This is a genomic window from Streptomyces sp. NPDC049879 (assembly GCF_044461265.1).
Lineage (GTDB): Bacteria > Actinomycetota > Actinomycetes > Streptomycetales > Streptomycetaceae > Streptomyces.
Genome location: NZ_JBITKT010000004.1, coordinates 335,539 through 356,188 on the forward strand (window position 1 = coordinate 335,539; position 20,650 = coordinate 356,188).

At 73.7% G+C, this 20,650-nt stretch carries 20 protein-coding genes; 14 read left to right on the forward strand and 6 right to left on the reverse strand.

What is annotated here, in order from left to right:
- Positions 1–9: 9 nt before the first annotated feature.
- Genes ACIBPC_RS16375 through ACIBPC_RS16385 form a run of 3 tightly spaced genes read right to left on the reverse strand, consistent with a single transcriptional unit; the run spans position 10 to position 2,975 of the window.
- Positions 10–507 carry a methylated-DNA--[protein]-cysteine S-methyltransferase gene (locus tag ACIBPC_RS16375; RefSeq protein ID WP_398845021.1) on the reverse strand — a complete coding sequence of 166 codons (498 nt, stop codon included), beginning with the start codon at positions 505–507 and terminating at the stop codon, positions 10–12.
- Entirely contained in the window at positions 507–2,075 is a 1,569-nt protein-coding gene (locus ACIBPC_RS16380) for an AlkA N-terminal domain-containing protein (RefSeq protein WP_398845024.1), read from the reverse strand. Before ACIBPC_RS16380 ends, ACIBPC_RS16375 begins: the two co-directional genes overlap by 1 nt.
- A gap of 27 nt (positions 2,076–2,102) precedes the next feature.
- Complete coding sequence (locus ACIBPC_RS16385) at positions 2,103–2,975, reverse strand: MBL fold metallo-hydrolase (RefSeq protein ID WP_398845027.1); 873 nt, start codon at positions 2,973–2,975, stop codon at positions 2,103–2,105.
- 100 nt (positions 2,976–3,075) lie between these two features.
- Here ACIBPC_RS16385 and ACIBPC_RS16390 point away from each other — a divergent pair, with 100 nt between their 5' ends.
- Positions 3,076–3,504, forward strand: a complete 429-nt coding sequence (locus tag ACIBPC_RS16390) for a MarR family transcriptional regulator (RefSeq protein ID WP_362967605.1) — start codon at positions 3,076–3,078, stop codon at positions 3,502–3,504.
- Here ACIBPC_RS16390 and ACIBPC_RS16395 read toward each other — a convergent pair.
- The 3 genes from ACIBPC_RS16395 to ACIBPC_RS16405 form a co-directional block, all read right to left on the reverse strand.
- A complete protein-coding gene (locus ACIBPC_RS16395; protein WP_362967606.1) occupies positions 3,495–3,962 on the reverse strand; it encodes a PPOX class F420-dependent oxidoreductase in 468 nt (155 codons plus the stop codon). The two genes, ACIBPC_RS16390 and ACIBPC_RS16395, sit on opposite strands and share 10 nt — an antisense overlap.
- 146 nt (positions 3,963–4,108) lie before the next feature.
- Entirely contained in the window at positions 4,109–6,508 is a 2,400-nt protein-coding gene (gene lon / locus ACIBPC_RS16400) for an endopeptidase La (protein WP_398845030.1), read from the reverse strand.
- A 290-nt stretch (positions 6,509–6,798) separates the two neighbouring features.
- A complete protein-coding gene (locus ACIBPC_RS16405) occupies positions 6,799–7,719 on the reverse strand; it encodes a helix-turn-helix domain-containing protein (RefSeq protein WP_398845033.1) in 921 nt (306 codons plus the stop codon).
- A gap of 182 nt (positions 7,720–7,901) precedes the next feature.
- Between ACIBPC_RS16405 and ACIBPC_RS16410 the strand changes: the two genes are divergently transcribed.
- The 13 genes from ACIBPC_RS16410 (at position 7,902) to ACIBPC_RS16470 (ending at position 20,273) form a co-directional block, all read left to right on the forward strand.
- Entirely contained in the window at positions 7,902–9,551 is a 1,650-nt protein-coding gene (locus ACIBPC_RS16410; protein WP_398845036.1) for an acyl-CoA dehydrogenase family protein, read from the forward strand.
- Between the two features lie 166 nt (positions 9,552–9,717).
- On the forward strand, positions 9,718–9,801 hold the full coding sequence (locus ACIBPC_RS16415) for a putative leader peptide (RefSeq protein WP_362965971.1): 84 nt from the start codon (positions 9,718–9,720) through the stop codon (positions 9,799–9,801).
- 151 nt (positions 9,802–9,952) lie between these two features.
- The gene (locus tag ACIBPC_RS16420; protein ID WP_398845039.1) at positions 9,953–11,647 is read left to right on the forward strand and encodes a nitrite/sulfite reductase; all 1,695 of its coding nucleotides are present in this window, start codon (positions 9,953–9,955) and stop codon (positions 11,645–11,647) included.
- On the forward strand, positions 11,644–11,829 hold the full coding sequence (locus ACIBPC_RS16425; protein ID WP_362965953.1) for a hypothetical protein: 186 nt from the start codon (positions 11,644–11,646) through the stop codon (positions 11,827–11,829). Before ACIBPC_RS16420 ends, ACIBPC_RS16425 begins: the two co-directional genes overlap by 4 nt.
- 54 nt (positions 11,830–11,883) lie before the next feature.
- Positions 11,884–12,600, forward strand: a complete 717-nt coding sequence (locus ACIBPC_RS16430) for a phosphoadenylyl-sulfate reductase (protein ID WP_362965951.1) — start codon at positions 11,884–11,886, stop codon at positions 12,598–12,600.
- 43 nt (positions 12,601–12,643) lie between these two features.
- The gene (gene cysC, locus ACIBPC_RS16435; protein WP_398845041.1) at positions 12,644–13,189 is read left to right on the forward strand and encodes an adenylyl-sulfate kinase; all 546 of its coding nucleotides are present in this window, start codon (positions 12,644–12,646) and stop codon (positions 13,187–13,189) included.
- Between the two features lie 47 nt (positions 13,190–13,236).
- Complete coding sequence (gene cysD, locus ACIBPC_RS16440; RefSeq protein WP_398845043.1) at positions 13,237–14,169, forward strand: sulfate adenylyltransferase subunit CysD; 933 nt, start codon at positions 13,237–13,239, stop codon at positions 14,167–14,169.
- Positions 14,170–14,171: 2 nt separating this feature from the next.
- The gene (locus ACIBPC_RS16445) at positions 14,172–15,527 is read left to right on the forward strand and encodes a sulfate adenylyltransferase subunit 1 (RefSeq protein ID WP_398845046.1); all 1,356 of its coding nucleotides are present in this window, start codon (positions 14,172–14,174) and stop codon (positions 15,525–15,527) included.
- Positions 15,528–15,738: 211 nt separating this feature from the next.
- Positions 15,739–16,878 carry an ABC transporter substrate-binding protein gene (locus tag ACIBPC_RS16450; RefSeq protein ID WP_398845048.1) on the forward strand — a complete coding sequence of 380 codons (1,140 nt, stop codon included), beginning with the start codon at positions 15,739–15,741 and terminating at the stop codon, positions 16,876–16,878.
- A 48-nt stretch (positions 16,879–16,926) separates the two neighbouring features.
- The gene (locus tag ACIBPC_RS16455) at positions 16,927–17,724 is read left to right on the forward strand and encodes an ABC transporter ATP-binding protein (protein ID WP_362965941.1); all 798 of its coding nucleotides are present in this window, start codon (positions 16,927–16,929) and stop codon (positions 17,722–17,724) included.
- A complete protein-coding gene (locus ACIBPC_RS16460) occupies positions 17,711–18,622 on the forward strand; it encodes an ABC transporter permease (RefSeq protein ID WP_362965939.1) in 912 nt (303 codons plus the stop codon). The genes ACIBPC_RS16455 and ACIBPC_RS16460 overlap by 14 nt, the downstream gene beginning before the upstream one ends.
- The gene (locus ACIBPC_RS16465) at positions 18,619–19,374 is read left to right on the forward strand and encodes a sirohydrochlorin chelatase (protein ID WP_362965937.1); all 756 of its coding nucleotides are present in this window, start codon (positions 18,619–18,621) and stop codon (positions 19,372–19,374) included. Before ACIBPC_RS16460 ends, ACIBPC_RS16465 begins: the two co-directional genes overlap by 4 nt.
- Positions 19,375–19,445: 71 nt before the next feature.
- Positions 19,446–20,273 carry a hypothetical protein gene (locus tag ACIBPC_RS16470; protein WP_398845051.1) on the forward strand — a complete coding sequence of 276 codons (828 nt, stop codon included), beginning with the start codon at positions 19,446–19,448 and terminating at the stop codon, positions 20,271–20,273.
- Positions 20,274–20,650: the final 377 nt, after the last annotated feature.

Genomic DNA, 20,650 nt, shown 5'->3' on the forward strand with positions numbered 1-20,650 from the left:
CGGGGGCGCTCAGACGATGGTGAGCTGTGCGGGGAGGACGCCCTCGTGGGCGAGGAGCATCTGCTTGCGGTCGAGGCCGCCCGCGTAGCCGGTGAGGGAGCCGTCCGCGCCGATGACCCGGTGGCAGGGGCAGACGACCCACAGCGGATTGGCGCCGATGGCACCGCCGACCGCGCGGACGGCGTTGCGGGGCAGCCCGGCCATCTCGGTGACCTGGCCGTAGGTGGCCGTGGCACCGAACTCGATCGTGTGCAGCGTGTCCCAGACGCGGCGCCTGAACTCGGTGCCCACGGGTTCGAGGGTCAGGTCGAACGTGGTGCGCTCACCGGCGAAGTAGGCGTCGAACTGGCGGGTGGCCTCGGTGAACGCGCTGTCGTCGCGCTGCCAGTCGGGCTGGACCGAAGGACCGCGCTTCTGCCGGGGCACCGTGACGGAGGCCAGGACACCGGGGCGCGGACCGGCGATCAGCAGTTCGCCGAAGGGGCTGGGGTGAAGGGTGTAGAGCATCAGTGCTTCTCCGAGGTCGTGAGCGCGGGGGTGGTGGTCTCGGGGGCGGAGGTCGCGGTCCAGAGGTGGTGCACGGCGTAGGAGCGCCAGGGGCGCCAGGCGTCGGCGGTCGCCGGTTCGGCGCCGACGAGCCCGAGGCCGTGGCGGACCCCCGCGTCGCCGGTGAGGAAGACGTCGGGGTCGCCCAGGGCGCGCATCCGCATGTATCCGGCGGTCCAGGGGCCGATGCCGCGCAGGGCGAGCAGGGCGTGCTCGGTCGCGTCGCGGTCGGCGCCGGGGCCGAGGTGGACCGTGCCGTCCGCCAGGGCGGTGGCGAGGGTGCGGAGGGTGGCGCGGCGGGACTCCGGCATGCCCAGCTCGGTGAGCGGGGCGTCGGCCAGCGTCTCGGCGGCGGGGAAGGTGTGGGTGAGGGAGCCGTCGGGGGCGGGGAGGGGCTTGCCGTACGCGGCGACGAGGGTCCCGCCGAGCTTCCGCGCCGACGAGACGGTGATCTGCTGGCCGAGCACGGCGCGGACGGCCAGTTCGTCGGGGTCGGCCGCGCCGGGCGAGCGCAGCCCCGGCCGGGCGGCGACGAGCGGGGCGAGGAACGGGTCGGCGCCGAGCCGGTCGGCGACCGCGTAGGGGTCCGCGTCGAGGTCGAAGAGGCGCCGGACCCGCTGCACCGCCGTGGTGAGGTCCCTGGTGTCGGTCAGGTGCAGGCGGCAGGGCAGCCAGCGCGCGTCGGGGCCGCCCGACGGCTCGCCGACCTCGGCGATCCCCGTGCCGTGCGGGAGGGCGAGGGAGCGCCGGTAGGTGCGGCTGCCCCGGGTGCCGGTCATCTCCTCGATGCCCGCGAGGGCGCGCAGTCCGAGGAAGTCGAAGACCTGGCGGGCGTCGTACGGGCCCCGGTGGGCGAGGCGCAGCGGGATGCCGCCGGTGCCGAGGCCGGGGGCGGCGCGTTCGCGGGGTGCGGCGGCGCGCAGCTCGCTCGGCGTCCGGGCGTAGGTCGCGCGGATGGTGTCGTTGAACTGCCGGACGCTGGCGAAGCCGGCGGCGAAGGCGATCTCGGTGACCGGCAGTTCCGTGGTCTGGAGCAGGATGCGCGCCGTGTGGGCGCGCTGGGCGCGTGCGAGGGCGACCGGGCCGGCGCCCAGTTCGACGGTGAGCAGCCGCTGGACCTGCCGGGAGCTGTAGCCGAGGCGGCGGGCGAGCCCGGAGACGCCTTCGCGGTCCACGATGCCGTCGGTGATCAGCCGCATGGCGCGGCCGACGGCGTCGGCCCGCGCGTTCCACTCGGCCGAGCCGGGGACGGTGTCGGGGCGGCACCTGCGGCAGGCCCGGAATCCGGCGGCCTGTGCCGACGCGGCGGACGGGTGGAAGCGCACGTTGCGCCGCTTCGGCGTGGTCGCCGGGCAGCTGGGGCGGCAGTAGATGCCGGTGGTCAGGACGGCGGTGAAGAACACCCCGTCGAACCGCTCGTCCCTGCTGCGCACCGCCTCGTAGCGGCCGTCGTCGTCCAATGCTCTCTCGTTCACCACATCCCCCAGTGTGCGCCCCCGCGGCAGGCCCGACTGGCGGCAATCGGACATGGAGGTGCGGGGGTGCGCGGTGTCGTCTCAGGCGTCCACGGGCTGCCAGACGGGGCCGTCCTGCCCCGGCGCGACGCGGCCGAAGACGACGTCGGCGAAGTGCCCGCCGAAGCCCACGACGCCCGGCTCGGACAGTCTCCCGATCACCTCGCGGCGGCTGCGCGTGGCCGCCTCGCGGTCGGCGTCCGCGTCGGCGTACCACTCGGGGTGGCCGACCTGGACGGGGCTGTGCAGCACGTCCCCGAAGGCCAGGAGACGGCGGTCCCCGCCGTCGATCTCGTAGGTCGTGTGCCCGGACGTGTGGCCCGCCCCGAGCCGCACGCGGACGCCGGGGAAGATCTCCTCCCCGTCCGTCACCGTGCGGACGAAGGGCTCCAGCGCGGCCAGGACTGCGTCGCCAGGCCCTTCGTCACCGGCGTGCGCCCGCTCCCGCCACTCGGGCCCGGCGAAGAGGTACGGCGCGTCGGCGAGGAACGGCCGTCCGGCGCCCGCCGGGACGTGCGCCGCCCAGCCGAGGTGGTCGATGTGGAGGTGGGTGAAGGCGACGGCCTCGATGTCGGCCGGGGTCCGCCCCGCGGCGGCGAGACTCGCCGGGAGGCCGCCGCCGGTCAGCGCGCCGACGCGGGCGCCCGGTACGGCGGGGGCCGTGACCGGGCCGACTCCGGCGTCTATCAGCAGAGCCCGCCCGTCCCGCTCGACGAGCAGCCCGCCGATGCTGCCGGTGAGGTACCCGTCCGCGTCGAGGTGGTCGGCGTACCGCCGCCAGTCGGCTTCGGTGCTGCCGCGCAGCCAGCCGAGCGGGGACAGCTGCACGGCCCCGTCGGGCAGATAGGTCACGGTGGTCTCCCCCAGCCGGAGGGAGCGGGGGACGGCGGGCCTGCGGAGTCGTTCGCTGCTCATGGACAGGACCCTATACTTCAAGCCAGAAAGATTCAAGCTTTATTCTTCCCGGCTCCGACCTTTGCAGCTCGAACCACCCTTCCGGGCTACGATGCACCGCATGACGACCCCGCCGGAGCCAGGAGCCCTCGCAGAACGCGAGCTGTGCGGCCTCGTGAGCACACTCGCCCGGCAGCTCGACGACCACGTACGGGAACGGGCCGCCACCCTCGACCTCACCGGACCCCAGGCGACCGCCCTGCGCGAGCTGGACGGCCCGCTGACGATGAAGCAGCTCGCAGCCCGGATGAGCTGCGAGCCGTCCAACGCGACCTTCGTCGTGGACCGCCTGGAGAAGCGCGGCCTCATCGAGCGCCGCCCGCACCCGACCGACCGGCGGGCCAGGGAACTGCACCTCACCGAGTCGGGCGGCGCCCTGCGGGAGCGCCTGATGGAACTGCTCGTGGAGCACTCCCCCGTGGCCGCCCTCACCGGTCAGGAACAGGCCGCCCTGCGGCTGCTGCTGGAACGCGCCGTCGGTCAGCGCTGAGCCAGCCTGGCGGGGAAACCGCCGGTGGCCACCGGACCCCAGCGGACAGGGGTGACGCGGATCAGGGACTTGCCCTGGCGCGCCATCGCGGTCCGGTACTCGGCCCAGTCGGGGTGCTCCCCCGCGATGTTGCGGTAGTACTCGACCAGCGGCTCGATGGCGTCCGGCACGTCGAGCACCTCGGCCGTGCCGTCGATCTGCACCCACGGACCGTCCCACTCGTCCGACAGGACGACGACGCTGACCTCGGGGACACGCCGGGCGTTCACGGTCTTGGCACGGTCGGGATAGGTGGCGATGACGATCCGCCCGGCCGCGTCGACACCGCACGTCAGGGGGGACGCCTGGGGGCCGCCGTCCGCGCGGTGGGTGATGAGGAGGGCCCGGTGCCTGGGGCGCACGAAGTCGAGGAGCCGTGCCAGGTCCACGGGGGTGTTCGTCGCGATCGAAGGACTCATGGCGCAGCAGACTACGCGCCTCCGGGAGGCTCCACGCCCCGGCCCCTTCCACCCGGCGCACCGGGCGCCGGGACCACGCCCCCGGACAGCGCGGCGGCGCGGCGCGGGGGCCCCTGGAAGGCCCCCGCGCCGCGCCTCGGGATGGGTCAGGCCGCGACCCCGACCGCCTGTGCGGCGGCGGGCGCCAGGGCCAGTTCGAGCACCTGGCGGACGTCCGTGACCGGGTGGACGTCGAGCTTCGCCAGGACCTCGGCGGGCACGTCGTCGAGGTCGGGCTCGTTCCGCTTGGGGATGATCACCGTCGTGGCCCCCGCCCGGTGCGCGGCCAGCAGCTTCTGCTTCAGGCCGCCGATGGGCAGGACCCGCCCGGTCAGCGAGACCTCACCGGTCATCGCCACCTCGGGCCGCACCTGCCGTCCGCTCAGCAGCGACGCCAGGGCGGTCGTCATGGTGATGCCCGCGCTCGGCCCGTCCTTGGGCACCGCGCCCGCCGGGATGTGCAGGTGGACGCCGCGCTCCTTCAGGTCGCCGACCGGCAGCTCCAGCTCCGCGCCGCGCGAGCGCAGGTAGGACAGCGCGATCCTGGCGGACTCCTTCATCACGTCGCCCAGCTGGCCCGTCAGGGTCAGCCCGGCGCCGCCGGTCTCCGGGTCGGCCAGGGACGCCTCGATGAAGAGGACGTCACCGCCCGCGCCCGTGACCGCGAGGCCCGTCGCGACGCCGGGGACGGCCGTACGCCGCTCCGCCGGCTCCTGCGCCGACTCCGGCGTGTGGTGCGGCCTGCCGATCAGCTCCCGCAGCGCACCGGCCGTGACGGTGTACGGCAGGTCCCGCTCGCCCAGCTCGGCGCGCGCGGCGATCTTCCTGAGCAGCCGGGCGACCAGCCGCTCCAGGCTCCGCACGCCCGCCTCACGGGTGTACTCGCCCGCCAGCTTCCTGAGGACCTCGTCCTCCAGCGTGACCTCGCCCTCGGTCAGACCGGCGCGCTCCAGCTGCCGGGGCAGCAGGTGGTCGCGGGCGATGACGACCTTCTCGTCCTCGGTGTAGCCGTCGAGCCGGACCAGCTCCATCCGGTCGAGCAGCGGCTCGGGGATGGCCTCCAGGACGTTCGCCGTGGCCAGGAAGACCACGTCGGACAGGTCCAGGTCCACTTCCAGGTAGTGGTCGCGGAAGGTGTGGTTCTGCGCGGGGTCGAGCACTTCGAGCAGCGCCGCGGCCGGGTCGCCGCGGAAGTCGCTGCCGACCTTGTCGATCTCGTCCAGCAGGACCACCGGGTTCATCGAACCGGCCTCCTTGACGGCCCGCACGATGCGTCCCGGCAGCGCGCCGACGTACGTGCGCCGGTGGCCGCGGATCTCCGCCTCGTCGCGGACGCCGCCGAGCGCGACGCGGACGAACTTGCGGCCCATCGCGCGGGCGACGCTCTCGCCGAGCGACGTCTTGCCGACGCCGGGCGGGCCGACCAGCGCGAGCACCGCGCCGCCGCGCCGCCCGCCGACGACGCCGAGGCCCCGGTCGCCGCGCCGCTTGCGCACGGCGAGGTACTCGGTGATCCGCGCCTTCACGTCGTCCAGGCCCGCGTGGTCGGCGTCCAGCACGGCCTTGGCGCCCGCGATGTCGTACGCGTCCTCGGTGCGGACCTGCCAGGGCAGCTCCAGCACGGTGTCGAGCCAGGTGCGTATCCAGCCGCCCTCGGGACTCGCGTCCGAGGACCGCTCCAGCTTGTCGACCTCCTTGAGCGCCGCCTCGCGGACGTGCTCCGGCAGGTCGGCCGCCTCGACGCGGGCCCGGTAGTCGTCGCCGCCGTCGGCCGCGTCGCCGCCCAGCTCGGCCAGCTCCTTGCGCACCGCGTCCAGCTGCCTGCGCAGCAGGAACTCGCGCTGCTGCTTCTCGACGCCGTCCTGCACGTCCTTGGCGATGGACTCGGCGACGTCCTCCTCGGCGAGGTGGTCGCTCAGCAGCTTGGTCGCGAGCCGCAGCCGCTCCACCGGGTCGACGGTGCGCAGCAGCGACAGGCGCTGCTCGACGCTGAGGAACGGGGAGTACCCCGCGTTGTCCGCCAGCGCGCCCGGGTCCTCGATCTGGGCGACGCGGTCCACGACCTGCCAGGCCCCGCGCTTGCGCAGCCAGGACGTCGTGAGCGCCTTGTACTCCTTGACCAGCTCGGTGACGGCGCCAGGCAGCGGGCTCGGCGTCACCTCGGCGACGGGCGTGCCCTCCACCCACAGCGCGGCGCCGGGGCCCGTGGTGCCCGCGCCGATGCGGACGCGGCGCAGACCGCGGACCAGCGCGCCGGGGTCGCCGTCGGCAAGCCGTCCGACCTGCTCCACACGGCCCAGCACGCCGATGTCCGCGTACGAACCGGCCACGCGCGGCACCAGCAGCACCCGGGGCTTCTCCCCCCGCGGCGCGGCGGCCTGGGCGGCCTCCACGGCGGCGCGCACCTCTGCATCCGACAGCTCCAGTGGCACGACCATCCCTGGCAGCACCACCTCGTCATCCAGCGGCAGCACGGGCAGGGTGAGTGCGTCGAACGACGAAGTCATGAACTCTCCCTAGTCAGGCTAATTGAGCTATGCAGACTCAATGCTCAGGGCTTCCCGAATGTTCCCCGGCCCGGAGATGTTCGCTCTGAGCGATCAATCACCCGGGAAGCCGTGACGCGCCCCCACGCCGCCCACCCGGGGAACACCCGGGCCGCCGCGAGGCTTCCCCGCGTACGGGCGCCCCCGTACGCGGGCATGCCGGAGCACCGGCCGGTGCGGGCACGGGCCGGTGCGGTGGGCGGTGGGCGTGGAAAGAGAGGCAGGTAAGAGGGGAGGCGCCGGTCAGGCCGTCACAGCTCGCGCAGCACCCGCACGAGGAACGCCTCCGTCGCCGTCGGCGGCTCCGCCTCGACGACCAGGCGGTTCATCATGTGCCGGTACAGCTCGACCTCGGCCGGCTTGTCGGGGTAGACGCCCCCGGTCAGCTGCTCCAGGTACACGACGTCGGGCAGGTCGCCGCCCGGCGGGCGCAGCACCGTCACGGGGCCGCCGACCGCCGGGTGGCCGCCCGCCGCGAACGGCATCACCTGGATCGTGACGTGCGGCAGCCGCGACACCTCGATCAGGTGCTCCAGCTGCGCCCGCATCAGCGCGACGCCGCCCATCGGCCGCCGCAGCGCCGCCTCGTCGATGACGACCCACAGGTGGGGCGGACGGCCGCGCTCCAGGACCCGGCGCCGCTCCATCCGCAGCTGCAGGCGCCGCTCGGCGCGCTCCTCGGCCGCGTCGGGCCCGAGCCGCAGGACTGCCCGCGCGTACCCCTCGGTCTGGAGCAGCCCGGGGACGAACTGGAGTTCGTAGGCCCGGATGACGGTGGCGGCCTGTTCGAGCCCGAGGTAGACGTTCAGCCAGCTCGGCACGATGTCGTGGTAGATGTGCCACCAGCCCGGCACGTTGCTCTGCCGCGCCAGGGCGAGGAGCGTCGCGCGCTCGGACGCGTCGGTGACGCCGTAGAGCGTCAGCAGGTCCTCGACGTCGCGCGGCTTGAAGCCGGTGCGCCCCATCTCCAGCCTGCTGATCTTGGAGTGCGAGGCGCGGATGCGGCGTCCCGCCTCCAGGCCGGTGATGCCGCTCTCCTCGCGCAGCCGCCGCAGGCGGGCGCCGAGGATCATGCGCGGTACGGTCGGTCCCGTCCCGTGGTGGTCGGGGAGGTCCGGGGAGCGGACGAGGTCGCGCTCGCCGATGGCCTCTTCCTGGCGCGTCACGCCCATGTCTGCTCCCATCGCAGTAGCGGCGAGCGGCCAACTGTACTAAAGGCGCCCCTCCGGGAAAGGTAGTGGTGTCACGGAATTCGTCCAACTGCCGTCCACCGCCCGCCCGTCGGCGCTCCGCCAACCGCCGTGCCCGGCGCGGTGGTGATGACGTGGCACGCCCGGCGGCCTACGGTGGCGGCATGACCTCCCGTACCCACGCGGTGACGAACCAGCCCCCGCCACTGGCCGGATACGACGTCTTCGGACAGGACGCCGCACTGGCGGAGGGGGTTGCCCGGTACGCGGCGCCCGATGCCGCCGGGGGGATCGCCGACGCGCTCGGCGGGCTGGGGCGCCTCGCCGGTTCCGCCGAGGCGCAGGAGTGGGGGACGCGGGCGAACGCGCACCCGCCCGTGCTGCGCACCCACGACCGGTACGGGCACCGCGTGGACGAGGTGGAGTTCCACCCGGCGTGGCACACGCTGCTCGACCGCGCGGTCGGCGCCGGGCTGACCGACGCGTGGTCGGGCCCGAGCGGGCAACTGCGGCGCACCGCCGGGTTCCTGGTGTGGACCCAGGTCGAGGCGGGACACCTGTGCCCCGTCTCCATGACGCACGCCGCCGTGCCGGCCCTCCGCGCCGAACCCGACCTGGCCCGCACGTGGACGCCGCTGCTGACGTCGCACGCGTACGAGCCGGGGCTGCGGCCCGTCGCGGAGAAGCGGGGCGCGCTCGCCGGGATGGGCATGACGGAGAAGCAGGGCGGCTCCGACGTGCGGGCGAACACGACGCGCGCCGAACCGCTGTCCGAGCCGGGGGCGTACGCCCTCACCGGCCACAAGTGGTTCTGCTCCGCGCCGATGTCGGACGCCTTCCTGGTCCTGGCACAGGCCCCCGGCGGCCTCACCTGCTTCCTCCTCCCCCGCGTGCTGCCCGACGGGACGCGCAACGCCTTCCGCCTCCAGCGCCTCAAGGACAAGCTCGGCGACCGGTCGAACGCGTCGTCCGAGGTCGAGTTCGACGGCTCCACGGTGGCCTGGCGGGTGGGCGAGGAGGGCCGGGGGGTGGCGACGATCATCGAGATGGTCGCAGCGACCCGGCTGGACTGCGTGACGGGCTCGGCGGCGGTGATGCGGCAGGCGGTGGCGCAGGCGCTGCACCACGCGGCGCACCGCTCGGCGTTCGGCGGGCCGCTGATCGAGCAGCCGCTGATGCGGAACGTGCTGGCCGACCTGGCGCTGGAGTCGGAGGCGGCCACGGCGCTGGCGCTGCGCCTCGCGGCGGCGTACGACGGCGCGGCAGCGGGCAGCGCGCAGGAGCGGCACCTGCTGCGGCTGGCGCTGCCCGCCGCCAAGTACTGGGTGACGAAGCGCTGCACACCGGTGGTCGCCGAGGCGCTCGAATGTTTGGGCGGGAACGGGTACGTCGAGGAGTCGGGGATGCCCCGGCTGCTGCGGCAGTCGCCGCTCAACTCCATCTGGGAGGGCTCGGGCAACGTGCAGGCGCTCGACGTGCTGCGCGCGCTGCAACGCGAGCCGGGCGCGCTGAACGCCTACCTCACCGAGGTCGGGCTCGCGGCGGGCGCCGACCACCGGCTGGACGCGGCCATCAAGGACGTGCTGACCGAACTGTCCGACCTGGACGGCGTCGAGGGCCGCGCGCGGCGCCTGGTGGAGCGGCTGGCGCGCGTCCTCCAGGGGGCGCTGCTCGTACGGCACGCCCCGGCGGCGGTGGCGGACGCGTTCTGCGCGGCGCGTCTCGGCGGCGAGGGTGGCGCCGCGTTCGGCACGCTGCCGGGCGGCGCCGACGTGGCGGCGATCGTGGACCGGGCGCGCCCGCGCGTCGGGTAACGTGGCCCGGCACCAGCGCATGGCACGCCGCCCCCACGGACACGGAACGTCCCCCCGTCCGCGACCAAGGGTGACCGCTTCCACGCCGGTCTCACCAGTTGGGACCAGGCCGTCCACATAGCGGGCACCGGTGGACTCGGACGTAACACCGTGCCACGCTGCCGTCATGTCTGAAGCTGGTACGCCCCTGGTGAGTCGACGCCACGTCGATCTCGGTCGCACGTCCAGCGCCATCTGTCCGGCGGACTGAGCCGCAGCCCCGCCCGTCCCGGTTCCCTGCCCACGCTCCTCCCCGGACCTCCGTTCCCCGCACCGCCACGACTCTGTCCCGGTGCCCGCACAGCCGCGGGCCGCCTCGGGCCGGAGCCGCCCTGCTGCCTGCAGAAAGACAACGACGCGACATGTCCGACAGCGCGAAGAAGCCCACCGCCCCGACCCGCCGCAAGGCCGGCCGCCACCGCGGCGAGGGCCAGTGGGCGGCGGGCCACCTCACGCCGCTCAACGGGAACGAGCAGTTCAAGAAGGACGACGACGGCCTGAACGTCCGCACGCGCATCGAGACGGTCTACGCGCAGCGGGGATTCGACGCGATCGACCCCAACGACCTGCGCGGCCGCATGCGCTGGTGGGGCCTGTACACCCAGCGCCGCCCCGGGATCGACGGCGGCAAGACGGCCATCCTGGAGCCGGAGGAGCTGGACGACGAGTACTTCATGCTCCGCGTCCGGATCGACGGCGGGCGGCTCACGACCGAGCAGTTGCGCGTGATCGGGGAGATCTCGCAGGAGTTCGCGCGCGGCACCGCCGACATCACCGACCGGCAGAACATCCAGTACCACTGGATCCGCATCGAGGACATGCCGGAGATCTGGCGGCGCCTCGAAGGCGTGGGCCTGTCCACCACCGAGGCGTGCGGCGACACCCCGCGCGTGATCGTCGGCTCGCCCGTGGCCGGGATCGCCGCCGACGAGATCATCGACGGGACGCCCGCGATCGACGCGATCCTGCGCCGCGTGGTCGGCAACAAGGCGTACTCCAACCTGCCGCGGAAGTTCAAGACGGCCGTCTCGGGCTCGCCGCTGCTCGACGTGGCGCACGAGATCAACGATGTCGCGTTCGTCGGCGTGGACCACCCGGAGCACGGCCCCGGCTTCGACGTGTGGGTCGGCGGCGGCCTGTCCACCAACCCGCGCATCGGCGAACGGCTCGGCGCCTGGGTGCCGCTGGACGAGGTGGCCGACGTCCACGAGGGCATCATCGGCCTCTTCCGCGACTACGGCTACCGCAGGCTGCGGACGCGGGCGCGCATCAAGTTCCTGCTCGCCGACTGGGGCGCGGAGAAGTTCCGCGAGGTGCTGGAGAAGGAGTACCTGCTGCGCCGCATGATCGACGGCCCGGCGCCCGAGCAGCCCGTCCACGCCTGGCGCGACCACGTCGGCGTCCACCGGCAGAACGACGGGCGGTACTACGTCGGCTTCGCCCCGGTCGTCGGCCGCGTGGACGGCGGGACGCTCGCCAAGATCGCCGAACTCGCCGAGGCGCACGGCTCGGGGCGCGTGCGCACCACCGTGCAGCAGAAGATGCTGATCCTCGACGTGCCCGAGGAGCGGACCGCCTCGCTCGCCGAGGGCCTGGCGGCGCTCGGCCTGACGACGGAGCCCTCGGTCTTCCGGCGCGGCACGATGGCCTGCACCGGCATCGAGTTCTGCAAGCTGGCGATCGTCGAGACCAAGGCGCGGGCCGCCTGGCTCATCGAGGAGATGGAGCGCAGGCTCCCCGGCTTCGACGAGCCGCTGACGATCAACGTCAACGGCTGCCCCAACTCCTGCGCCCGTATCCAGATCGCGGACATCGGTCTCAAGGGGCAGCTGGTCCTGGACGACGAGGGCCGCCAGGTGGAGGGCTTCCAGGTGCACCTGGGCGGCTCGCTCGGCCTCGACCCGGGCTTCGGCCGCAAGGTGCGCGGCCTCAAGGTGACGTCCGAGGGCCTCGCCGACTACGTGGAGCGCGTCCTGCGCGCCTACCTGGCCGACCGCGAGCCCGGCGAGCGGTTCGCCACCTGGGTCACCCGCGCCGACGAGGGGGCACTGGCGTGAGCGAGCGTGCGGCCCCGTTCTACTGCCCCTACTGCGGCGACGAGGACCTGCGCCCCAGCGAGGAGGGGCACGGCGCGTGGGAGTGCGCGGCCTGCAACCGCGCGTTCCGCCTGTCGTTCCTCGGCCTCCTGGCGAAGGGCCTGCGCAGGACCGAGGGCGACGGCGACGGCACGACGGGCTGACCCGCGCCGCCACCCCCAGCCATCCAGCCGAGCCGAGCCGAGGAGACGGACACGATGAGCATCGCCACCGCCGGGCAGCCGCGCCACGCGGACGAGCTGCGGCTGCTCGCCGAACGCGCCGGGCACGACCTGGAGGACGCCCCCGCGCTCGACATCCTGCGCTGGGCGGCCGGGACGTTCGGCCCGCGCCTGTGCGTCACCGCGTCGATGGCGGACGCCGTCGTCGCCCACCTGGCGGCCCGCGCGCGCCCCGGCATCGACGTCGTCTTCCTCGACACGGGCTACCACTTCCCCGAGACCATCGGCACGCGCGACGCGGTGGCGGCCGTGATGGACGTCAACGTCATCTCGCTGACGCCGCGCCAGTCCGTCGCCGAGCAGGACGCCGAGTACGGCCCGAAGCTGCACGACCGCGACCCCGACCTGTGCTGCGCGCTCCGCAAGGTGCGGCCGCTCGCCGAAGGACTGGCCGGCTACGACGCGTGGGCGACCGGTCTGCGCCGCGACGAGTCCCCCTCCCGGGCCGACACGCCCGTGGTGAGCTGGGACGAACGCCGCGGAAAGGTGAAGATTGCCCCGATAGCCCGGTGGACGGAGGAGGACGTCGACGCCTATGTGGCCGAACACGGCGTCCTCACCAACCCCCTGCTCCAGGACGGCTACACCTCCGTGGGCTGCGCCCCCTGCACCCGGCGCACGCTCGCCGGGGAGGACGCGCGGGCCGGCCGCTGGGCGGGCCTGGCGAAGACCGAGTGCGGACTGCACGGATGAGACCCACCCGACCGACCACCAACCGACAGCGAGGAAGCGGGAGATGAGCGAGAACGCCCAGGGCGCCACCATCTGGCTCACCGGTCTGCCCAGCGCGGGCAAGACCACCGTCGCCCGCGCGCTGGCCGCGCGCCTGACGGCCGCGGGGCGGCGCGTCGAGGTGCTGGACGGCGACGAGATCCGCGAGTTCCTCTCCGCGGGCCTCGGCTTCACGCGCGAGGACCGGCACGTCAACGTGCAGCGGATCGGCTTCGTCGCCGAACTGCTGTCGTCGCACGGCGTGCTGACGCTCGTGCCGGTCATCGCGCCGTACGCCGACAGCCGCGAGGCCGTCCGCAAGCGCCACCAGGCCGAGGGCACCGGCTATGTCGAGGTGCACGTCGCGACGCCCGTCGAGGTCTGCTCGCGGCGGGACGTGAAGGGCCTGTACGCGCGCCAGGCCGCCGGCGAACTGACCGGCCTCACCGGCGTGGACGACCCGTACGAGCCGCCCGCGGACCCCGACCTGCGCCTGGAGACGGACGGCAGGACCGTGGACGAGTCCGCCGACGCGCTGTACGCCCTGCTCGCCTCCCGGGGGCTGCTGTGAGCGGCACGCTGCCCCTGGAGGACGGACGACCGAGGAAGGAGAGCAGCGTGACGCCGGCTGCTGACAACGGCAACGGCGGCGGCCCGTACGCGCTGCCGCACCTGGACGTGCTGGAGTCCGAGGCCGTCCACATCTTCCGCGAGGTGGCGGGCGAGTTCGAGCGGCCGGTGATCCTCTTCTCCGGCGGCAAGGACTCGATCGTCATGCTGCACCTGGCGCTGAAGGCGTTCGCGCCCGCGCCGCTGCCGTTCGCGCTGCTGCACGTGGACACCGGGCACAACTTCCCCGAGGTCATGGCCTACCGCGACCGCGTCGTGGCGCAGCACGGGCTGCGGCTGCACGTCGCGCTCGTGCAGGACTTCATCGACAGCGGGCGGCTGCGCGAGCGCCCCGACGGGACGCGCAACCCGCTGCAGACCGTGCCGCTGCTCGACGCGATCGAACAGAACCGTTTCGACGCCGTGTTCGGCGGCGGGCGGCGCGACGAGGAGAAGGCGCGCGCGAAGGAGCGGGTGTTCTCGCTGCGCGACGAGTTCGGCGGCTGGGACCCGCGCCGCCAGCGCCCCGAGCTGTGGCAGCTCTACAACGGCCGCCACGCGCCCGGCGAGCACGTCCGCGTCTTCCCGCTGTCCAACTGGACCGAGCTGGACGTCTGGCAGTACATCGCGCGCGAGAAGATCGAGATCCCCGAGATCTACTACGCGCACGAACGCGACGTCTTCGCCCGCTCCGGCATGTGGCTGGCCCCCGGCGGCTGGGGCGGTCCCGGCGACGGCGAGACGCTGGCGCGCCGCACCGTCCGCTACCGCACCGTGGGCGACATGTCCTGCACCGGTGCCGTGGAGTCGGACGCGGCGACGATCGAGCAGATCATCGCCGAGATCGCCGCCTCGCGCCTGACCGAGCGCGGGGCGACCCGGGCCGACGACAAGCTGTCGGAGGCCGCCATGGAGGACCGCAAGCGCGAGGGGTACTTCTGACCATGACCGGTGAGACGACCGGCGCCGCCATCGGCCTGGACGCCACGTCCCTGCTGCGCTTCGCCACCGCCGGCTCGGTGGACGACGGCAAGTCCACGCTCGTCGGGCGGCTGCTGCACGACTCCAAGTCCGTGCTCGCGGACCAGCTGGAGGCCGTCGAGCTGGCGTCCCGCAACCGGGGCGCCGACTCCGTGGACCTCGCGCTGCTGACCGACGGCCTGCGCGCCGAGCGCGAGCAGGGCATCACGATCGACGTGGCCTACCGCTACTTCGCGACGCCGCGGCGCCGCTTCATCCTGGCCGACACGCCGGGCCACGTGCAGTACACGCGCAACATGGTCACCGGCGCGTCCACCGCCGAGCTGGCCATCATCCTCGTGGACGCGCGCAACGGCGTGGTCGAGCAGACCCGCAGGCACGCGGCCGTCGCCGCGCTGCTGCGCGTGCCGCACGTCGTGCTGGCCGTCAACAAGATGGACCTCGCGGGCTACGCCGAGCGCGTCTTCGCGGACATCGCCGGGGAGTTCGGCGCGTACGCCGCGTCCCTCGGCATCCCGGAGGTGACGGCCATCCCGATCTCGGCCCTCGCCGGGGACAACGTGGTGACGCCCTCCGCGACGATGGACTGGTACGGCGGCCCGACCGTCCTCGAACACCTGGAGACCGTCCCGGTGACGCGGGACCCCTCGGGCGACCCGGCGCGCTTCCCCGTGCAGTACGTCATCCGCCCGCAGACCGCCGAGCACCCCGACTTCCGGGGCTACGCGGGGCAGATCGCCTCGGGCGTGCTGCGCGTCGGCGAGCGCGTGGTCGTCCAGCCGTCCGGGCTGACGAGCACGATCGAGCGGATCGACGCGCTCGGCCAGTCCGTGGACGTCGCCTGGGCGCCGCAGTCGGTGACGCTGACGCTCGCCGACGACCTGGACATCTCGCGCGGGGACCTGCTCGCCCCGGCGGCGGGCGCCGTCACGCCGAGCCAGGACGTCACCGCGACCGTCTGCCACCTCCACGACCGCCCGCTGGTGCCGGGCGCGCGGGTGCTGCTGAAGCACGCGACGCGCACGGTGAAGGCGATCGTGAAGGAGATCCCGTCGCGCCTGACGCTGGACGACCTGTCCCAGCACGCGGACCCGGGCGCGCTGTCCGCGAACGACATCGGCCGCGTCGTGATCCGCACCGCCGAGCCGCTGGCGCTGGACGCGTACGCCGCGTCGCGCTCGACCGGTTCGTTTCTCCTGATCGACCCGGCGGACGGCGCTACGCTGACCGCCGGGATGTCCGGCGAGGCCTTCGCCGGCGGTACGGCCGCGTCCGCCCCGGTGGCGGCGGACGGCGACCAGGACGGGTGGGCCTTCTGACATGACCGGGCTGGCGGGGGACGCCTTCTCGACGTTCGCGAAGGAAGGCGGGCGCATAGGCAGCGGAGCGCTCGGCAGCGGCCAGGGCGGCATCGGGCGATGTGCGCGCTGAGGTGACCGGGGTACTCCCCGCTCCCCTCAGCGCCCTCGCCCCCTGTCCGACGCACGCACTCCGACGCACGTTCCCCGTTCTCCGAGAGGACCCTTCACCGTGACCGCCACGCGCGCACGCCTGTCCAGACCCGCCCGCCGCCTGTTCTCGGCCGCCCTCGCCGTCCCGCTGCTGGCGCTCGCCGCCTGCGGCTACGGCTCCGACGCCGAGGACGACGGCGACGACGCCCCGTCCAGCAGCGAGAGCGCCGAGGGCCCCGCCCTGTCGGCGGACGAGGTGACGATCGGCTACTTCGCCAACATCACGCACGCCACCGCCGTCGTCGGCCTCCAGGAGGGCGACGGCCTCATCCGCCAGGAGCTGGGCGGCACCGAGGTCGGCACGCAGATCTTCAACGCGGGCCCGTCCGCCATCGAGGCGCTGAACGCCGGCGAGGTGGACGTCACCTTCATCGGCCCGAACCCGGCCATCAACGGCTGGGCCCAGTCCGGCGGCCAGAGCCTGCGCATCGTCGCCGGGGCGGCCTCCGGCGGCGCCTCCCTGGTGGTGAACCCGGACACCGTCCAGAGCCTGGACGACCTCGCGGGCGCCCGCATCGCGACGCCGCAGCTCGGCAACACCCAGGACGTCGCGCTCCTCAACTACCTGGCCCAGGAGGGCTACGAGGTCGACCCCGAGTCCGGCGAGGGCGACGTCTCGGTGCTGCGCATCGCGAACGCCGAGATCCCCGCCGCGTTCGACGGCGGCGACATCGACGGCGCCTGGGTCCCCGAGCCCACGGCGGCCAACCTCGTCAGCCGCGGCGCGGAGACGCTCCTCGACGAGGGCGACCTGTGGGACGGCGGGCAGTACGTCGTCACCCACGTCATCGCCTCCCAGGACTTCCTGGAGGAGCACCCCGACGTGGTCGAGGCGATCGTGCGCGGCGTCGTCGGCACCAACGCCTGGATCAACGAGAACCCGGACGAGGCCAAGACGGCCTTCAACACCGCCCTCGCCGCCCTGCCCGGCGGCAGCGAGCTGCCCGCCGAGGTCCTCGACCCGGCCTTCGACCACGTCGAGTTCCTGAACGACCCGCTGGCCGCCACGCTGAAGACCGGCGCGGACAACGCGGTGAACGCGGGGCTGCTTGAGGAGACGGACCTGGGCGGCATCTACGACCTGTCGATCCTGAACAGCGTGCTGGCCGACGAGGGCCTGCCCGAGGTGGACGACGCCGGTCTCGGCGTCGAGGACTGACCCGCCGAGGCTTCCCGCACCCGTAGCCCACCTGTGGAGGTGACACCGATGGCCCTCGCCCTCGACACGCCGGACGGCGGTGGCGGTACCGCCGCGCCCGCGTCCGCCGTACGGCTGGACCACGTCTCGAAGTCCTTCGGCCGTCCCGGCCGTCAGCAGCTGGTCCTGGACGACATCACGCTGGACGTCGCCCCCGGCGAGTTCGTCACCCTCATCGGTGCCTCGGGCTGCGGCAAGTCCACGCTGCTCAACCTGGTCGCGGGCCTCGACGCGGCGTCCGCCGGGACCATCACGGTCCCCGGCGGGCGCCCGGCCCTGATGTTCCAGGAGCACGCCCTGTTCCCCTGGCTGACGGCCGGGCGGAACATCGAACTGGCCCTGCGCCTGCGCGGCCTGCCCAAGGCGGAGCGCCGCCCCGAGGCCGAGCGGCTGCTCGAACTCGTACGGCTCCAGGGCGCGTACGACAAGCGGGTGCACGAACTGTCCGGCGGCATGCGCCAGCGCGTGGCCCTGGCGCGCGCGCTGGCGCAGGACAGCCAACTCCTGCTGATGGACGAGCCGTTCGCCGCGCTCGACGCCATCACGCGGGACGTGCTGCACGAGGAGCTGACCCGCATCTGGAGCGAGACGGGCGTCTCCGTGCTCTTCGTGACGCACAACGTGCGGGAGGCCGTACGGCTCGCGCAGCGCGTCATCCTGCTGTCGTCGCGGCCCGGCCGCGTCGTCCACGAGTGGCAGGTCGCCATCGACCAGCCGCGCCGCATCGAGGACGCCGACGTGTCGGCGCTCTCGGTCGCCATCACCGAACGGCTCCGGGAGGAGATCCGCCGCCATGGCCAGCAGTGACACCACCACCCCCGCGCCCGCGCCCGCGTCCCACGACCTCGCGGGACTTGAGGCGGGGCTCGACGCGCTGGAGACGCCCACCGCGCCCGAGCGCGAACCCGGCCGCGTCTGGCGGGTGCTCGGCGGCAAGGTCCTGCCGCCGCTGGTCGCGATCGCGCTCGTCCTGCTCGTCTGGCAGCTCGTCTACGTCGCCGAGGTCCAGCCGCACTACCTCCTGCCGGGCCCGGCGGACGTGTGGGGCGAGGTCAACGAGATGTGGCGCGAGGGGACGCTCCTCGAATACATCTGGACCAGCACGTCGCGCGGCATCCTCGGCTTCCTCGTCGCGGTGGCCGTCGGCACGCCGCTCGGCCTGCTGGTCGCGCGGGTGCGGCTGGTGCGGGCGGCGATCGGCCCGATCCTCACCGGCCTCCAGTCGCTGCCGTCGATCGCCTGGGTACCGGCCGCGATCATCTGGTTCGGCCTGACCAACTCCACCATCTACGCGGTGGTGCTGCTCGGCGCGGTGCCGTCGATCGCGAACGGCATCGTGGCGGGCGTGGACCAGATCCCGCCGCTGTACCTGCGCGCGGGCCGCATGCTCGGCGCGCGCGGCCTGACCAGCGTCCGGCACATCCTGCTGCCCGCCGCCCTGCCGGGCTATCTGGCCGGGCTCAAGCAGGGCTGGGCGTTCTCCTGGCGTTCGCTGATGGCGGCCGAACTCATCGTGCACTCCCCCGACCTGGGCACCGGCCTCGGCCAGCTGATGGAGAACTACCGCACGCTGCAGAACATGTCGGGCGTCCTCGCGACGATCATCCTCATCCTGATCGTCGGCGTCGCCATCGACCTGCTCATCTTCTCCCCGCTGGAGCGGCGCGTGCTGCGCGGGCGGGGCCTGCTGGTCAGGTCGGCGTGACGCTGCTCGTCGTCGCGCACGGCAGCCGCGACGCCCGGCACGGGGAGACCGTCACCGCGCTCACCGCGCGGGTGCGGCTCCTCGCGCCGGGCCTGCGCGTCGCCACCGGCTTCCTCGACTTCACGGCGCCGCGCGTCGAGGACGTGCTGGCCCGGCTGTACGCGGACGGCGAGCGCGACATCGTGGCCGTCCCGCTGCTGCTGCGCCGGGCCTTCCACGCGCGGACCGACATCCCCGCCGTCCTCGGCGCGGTGACGGACCGCCTGCCGGGCCTCACCGTCCGGCAGGCGGACGTCCTCGGGCCCGACCCGCTGCTGCTGTCCGCGCTGGACCGGCGGCTCGCCGAGGCGGGCGCGGGCCCGGAGGGGCGTGCGGACACGGGGGTCGTCCTGGCGTCGGCGGGCTCCTCCGACCCCGGTACGGCGGCGGCGTTCGCCCGGCTGGCCGGGCGGTGGCGGCGCGCGTCGGGCTGGGCGGAGGTACTGCCCGCCTACGCGGCGACGGCGGGGCCGACGACCGCCGAGGCCGTACGGCTGCTGCGCGCGTCCGGCGTACGGCGGGTGGCGGTGGCGCCGTACGTGATCGCCCCGGGCCGCCTCCCTGACCGCATCCTGGCGGGCGCGCGCGAGGCCGGGGCCGACGTGGTCGCGCCGGTGCTCGGCGCGGCACCGGAACTGGCGCGGACCGTCGTCGCCCGCTGGAGGACGGCGTGCACGAAGGGTGATGTACGCCCGGAGTTCACTGCGGCGTAAGGGAGTTGGGAGATTCTTTTCCCTCCTTACACCGGAGGTCCACCTTGTCTCCCCGACACCTGACGGCCGCCATGGCCGTCGTCGTGGCCGTCGGCACGCTCACCGCGTGCGGCAGCGGCCACGGTCACCAGTCCGTGCTGTTCCCCGCCTCGGAACGCCCCGAGAGCAGGTCACCCGCAGGCGACGTCCCCCTGACCGGAGCGGCGGACGCCGAGGAGGTCCTGGCACGCGCGAACCGGGTCGCAGAGGCGCTCACGTCCGTACACCAAGAGGTGGAGGTCAGCCTGGACGGTGCGCCGGCGAGCATGACCGTGGACCTCCGGAACGACCAGGACGGGTCATGTGACGTCCATTTCAGAAGGGGTCCGACCCAGGTCATCGAAGTGCTCCGTGAACGGGATGAGTCCTGGTTCCGGGTGGACGCCGGCACGCTGGACGAGATGGGGGCTCCTCCGTCCCTGGTCGGGAAGTGGTTCCATTCGTCGGGCGAAGGCGGTCAGGAACCGCCGCTCGTGGAGCTGTGCGACACGGACGCCGCCGGATCGGTCACCGTACTGCCCGAGAACGCGACGGCCTTGACCATGACTCCCCTTGACGGCGTCGGGCACGTCGAGATCTCCTGGAGGCATATCGAGGAGGGCGTGGAGACCCTGTCCGTCGCCCGGATCACCACGGATGGCAGCGACCGCCTCGTGGGATACGAGACGAGCGGGGAACTGCCGTCCGTGGGCACGATCAGGTACCTCGGATCGTGGAGTGAGTTCGACGAGCCGGTGGAGGTCACGCCGCCCGATCCCGGCTCGGTCGTGGAATTTGACGATCTGGCAGAGGAGTTGGGGGACCTTCCCTCCTTCGGCGAGGGCATCATCCCCGCCGCATACACAGACGAGCCCGGCTGACCGGCGGCGCGGGCCGCGCGCGAGAATGCTGGGCGCCGCGCCGGAACTGGCGCGGACTGTCGCCGCCCGCTGGAGGAGGGCATGCATGACGGGTGATGTGTGCCCGGAATTCACTGCGGCATTGGGGAGTTGGAGGTTGCTCTTCCTCCTTGCACCGGAGGTCTGACGGCCTCCGCGGCCGTCGTCGTGACCGTCGGCACACTCACCGCGTGCGGCGGCGGCCATGGTCGTCAGCCCGTGCGTTCCCCGCCTCGGGCGCCCACTGGCGATGTCTTCCTGGCCGAAACGACGGACGCCGAGGAGGCCCTGGCACGCGTGCCGTGGGTGATCGACAAGGGTCACCCTGCGGCCGGGACCGTACCGGAGATGCGGCGTCC

What these genes read in the sequence shown, in the direction of transcription:
- ACIBPC_RS16375 (WP_398845021.1), bottom strand. Translation starts at nt 507, where the DNA reads ATGCTCTACACCCTTCACCCCAGCCCCTTCGGCGAACTGCTGATCGCC.
- ACIBPC_RS16380 (WP_398845024.1), bottom strand. Translation starts at nt 2,075, where the DNA reads ATGTCCGATTGCCGCCAGTCGGGCCTGCCGCGGGGGCGCACACTGGGG.
- ACIBPC_RS16385 (WP_398845027.1), bottom strand. Translation starts at nt 2,975, where the DNA reads ATGAGCAGCGAACGACTCCGCAGGCCCGCCGTCCCCCGCTCCCTCCGG.
- ACIBPC_RS16390 (WP_362967605.1), top strand. Translation starts at nt 3,076, where the DNA reads ATGACGACCCCGCCGGAGCCAGGAGCCCTCGCAGAACGCGAGCTGTGC.
- ACIBPC_RS16395 (WP_362967606.1), bottom strand. Translation starts at nt 3,962, where the DNA reads ATGAGTCCTTCGATCGCGACGAACACCCCCGTGGACCTGGCACGGCTC.
- lon (WP_398845030.1), bottom strand. Translation starts at nt 6,508, where the DNA reads ATGACTTCGTCGTTCGACGCACTCACCCTGCCCGTGCTGCCGCTGGAT.
- ACIBPC_RS16405 (WP_398845033.1), bottom strand. Translation starts at nt 7,719, where the DNA reads ATGGGCGTGACGCGCCAGGAAGAGGCCATCGGCGAGCGCGACCTCGTC.
- ACIBPC_RS16410 (WP_398845036.1), top strand. Translation starts at nt 7,902, where the DNA reads ATGACCTCCCGTACCCACGCGGTGACGAACCAGCCCCCGCCACTGGCC.
- ACIBPC_RS16415 (WP_362965971.1), top strand. Translation starts at nt 9,718, where the DNA reads ATGTCTGAAGCTGGTACGCCCCTGGTGAGTCGACGCCACGTCGATCTC.
- ACIBPC_RS16420 (WP_398845039.1), top strand. Translation starts at nt 9,953, where the DNA reads ATGTCCGACAGCGCGAAGAAGCCCACCGCCCCGACCCGCCGCAAGGCC.
- ACIBPC_RS16430 (WP_362965951.1), top strand. Translation starts at nt 11,884, where the DNA reads ATGAGCATCGCCACCGCCGGGCAGCCGCGCCACGCGGACGAGCTGCGG.
- cysC (WP_398845041.1), top strand. Translation starts at nt 12,644, where the DNA reads ATGAGCGAGAACGCCCAGGGCGCCACCATCTGGCTCACCGGTCTGCCC.
- ACIBPC_RS16445 (WP_398845046.1), top strand. Translation starts at nt 14,172, where the DNA reads ATGACCGGTGAGACGACCGGCGCCGCCATCGGCCTGGACGCCACGTCC.
- ACIBPC_RS16455 (WP_362965941.1), top strand. Translation starts at nt 16,927, where the DNA reads ATGGCCCTCGCCCTCGACACGCCGGACGGCGGTGGCGGTACCGCCGCG.
- ACIBPC_RS16460 (WP_362965939.1), top strand. Translation starts at nt 17,711, where the DNA reads ATGGCCAGCAGTGACACCACCACCCCCGCGCCCGCGCCCGCGTCCCAC.
- ACIBPC_RS16470 (WP_398845051.1), top strand. Translation starts at nt 19,446, where the DNA reads ATGGCCGTCGTCGTGGCCGTCGGCACGCTCACCGCGTGCGGCAGCGGC.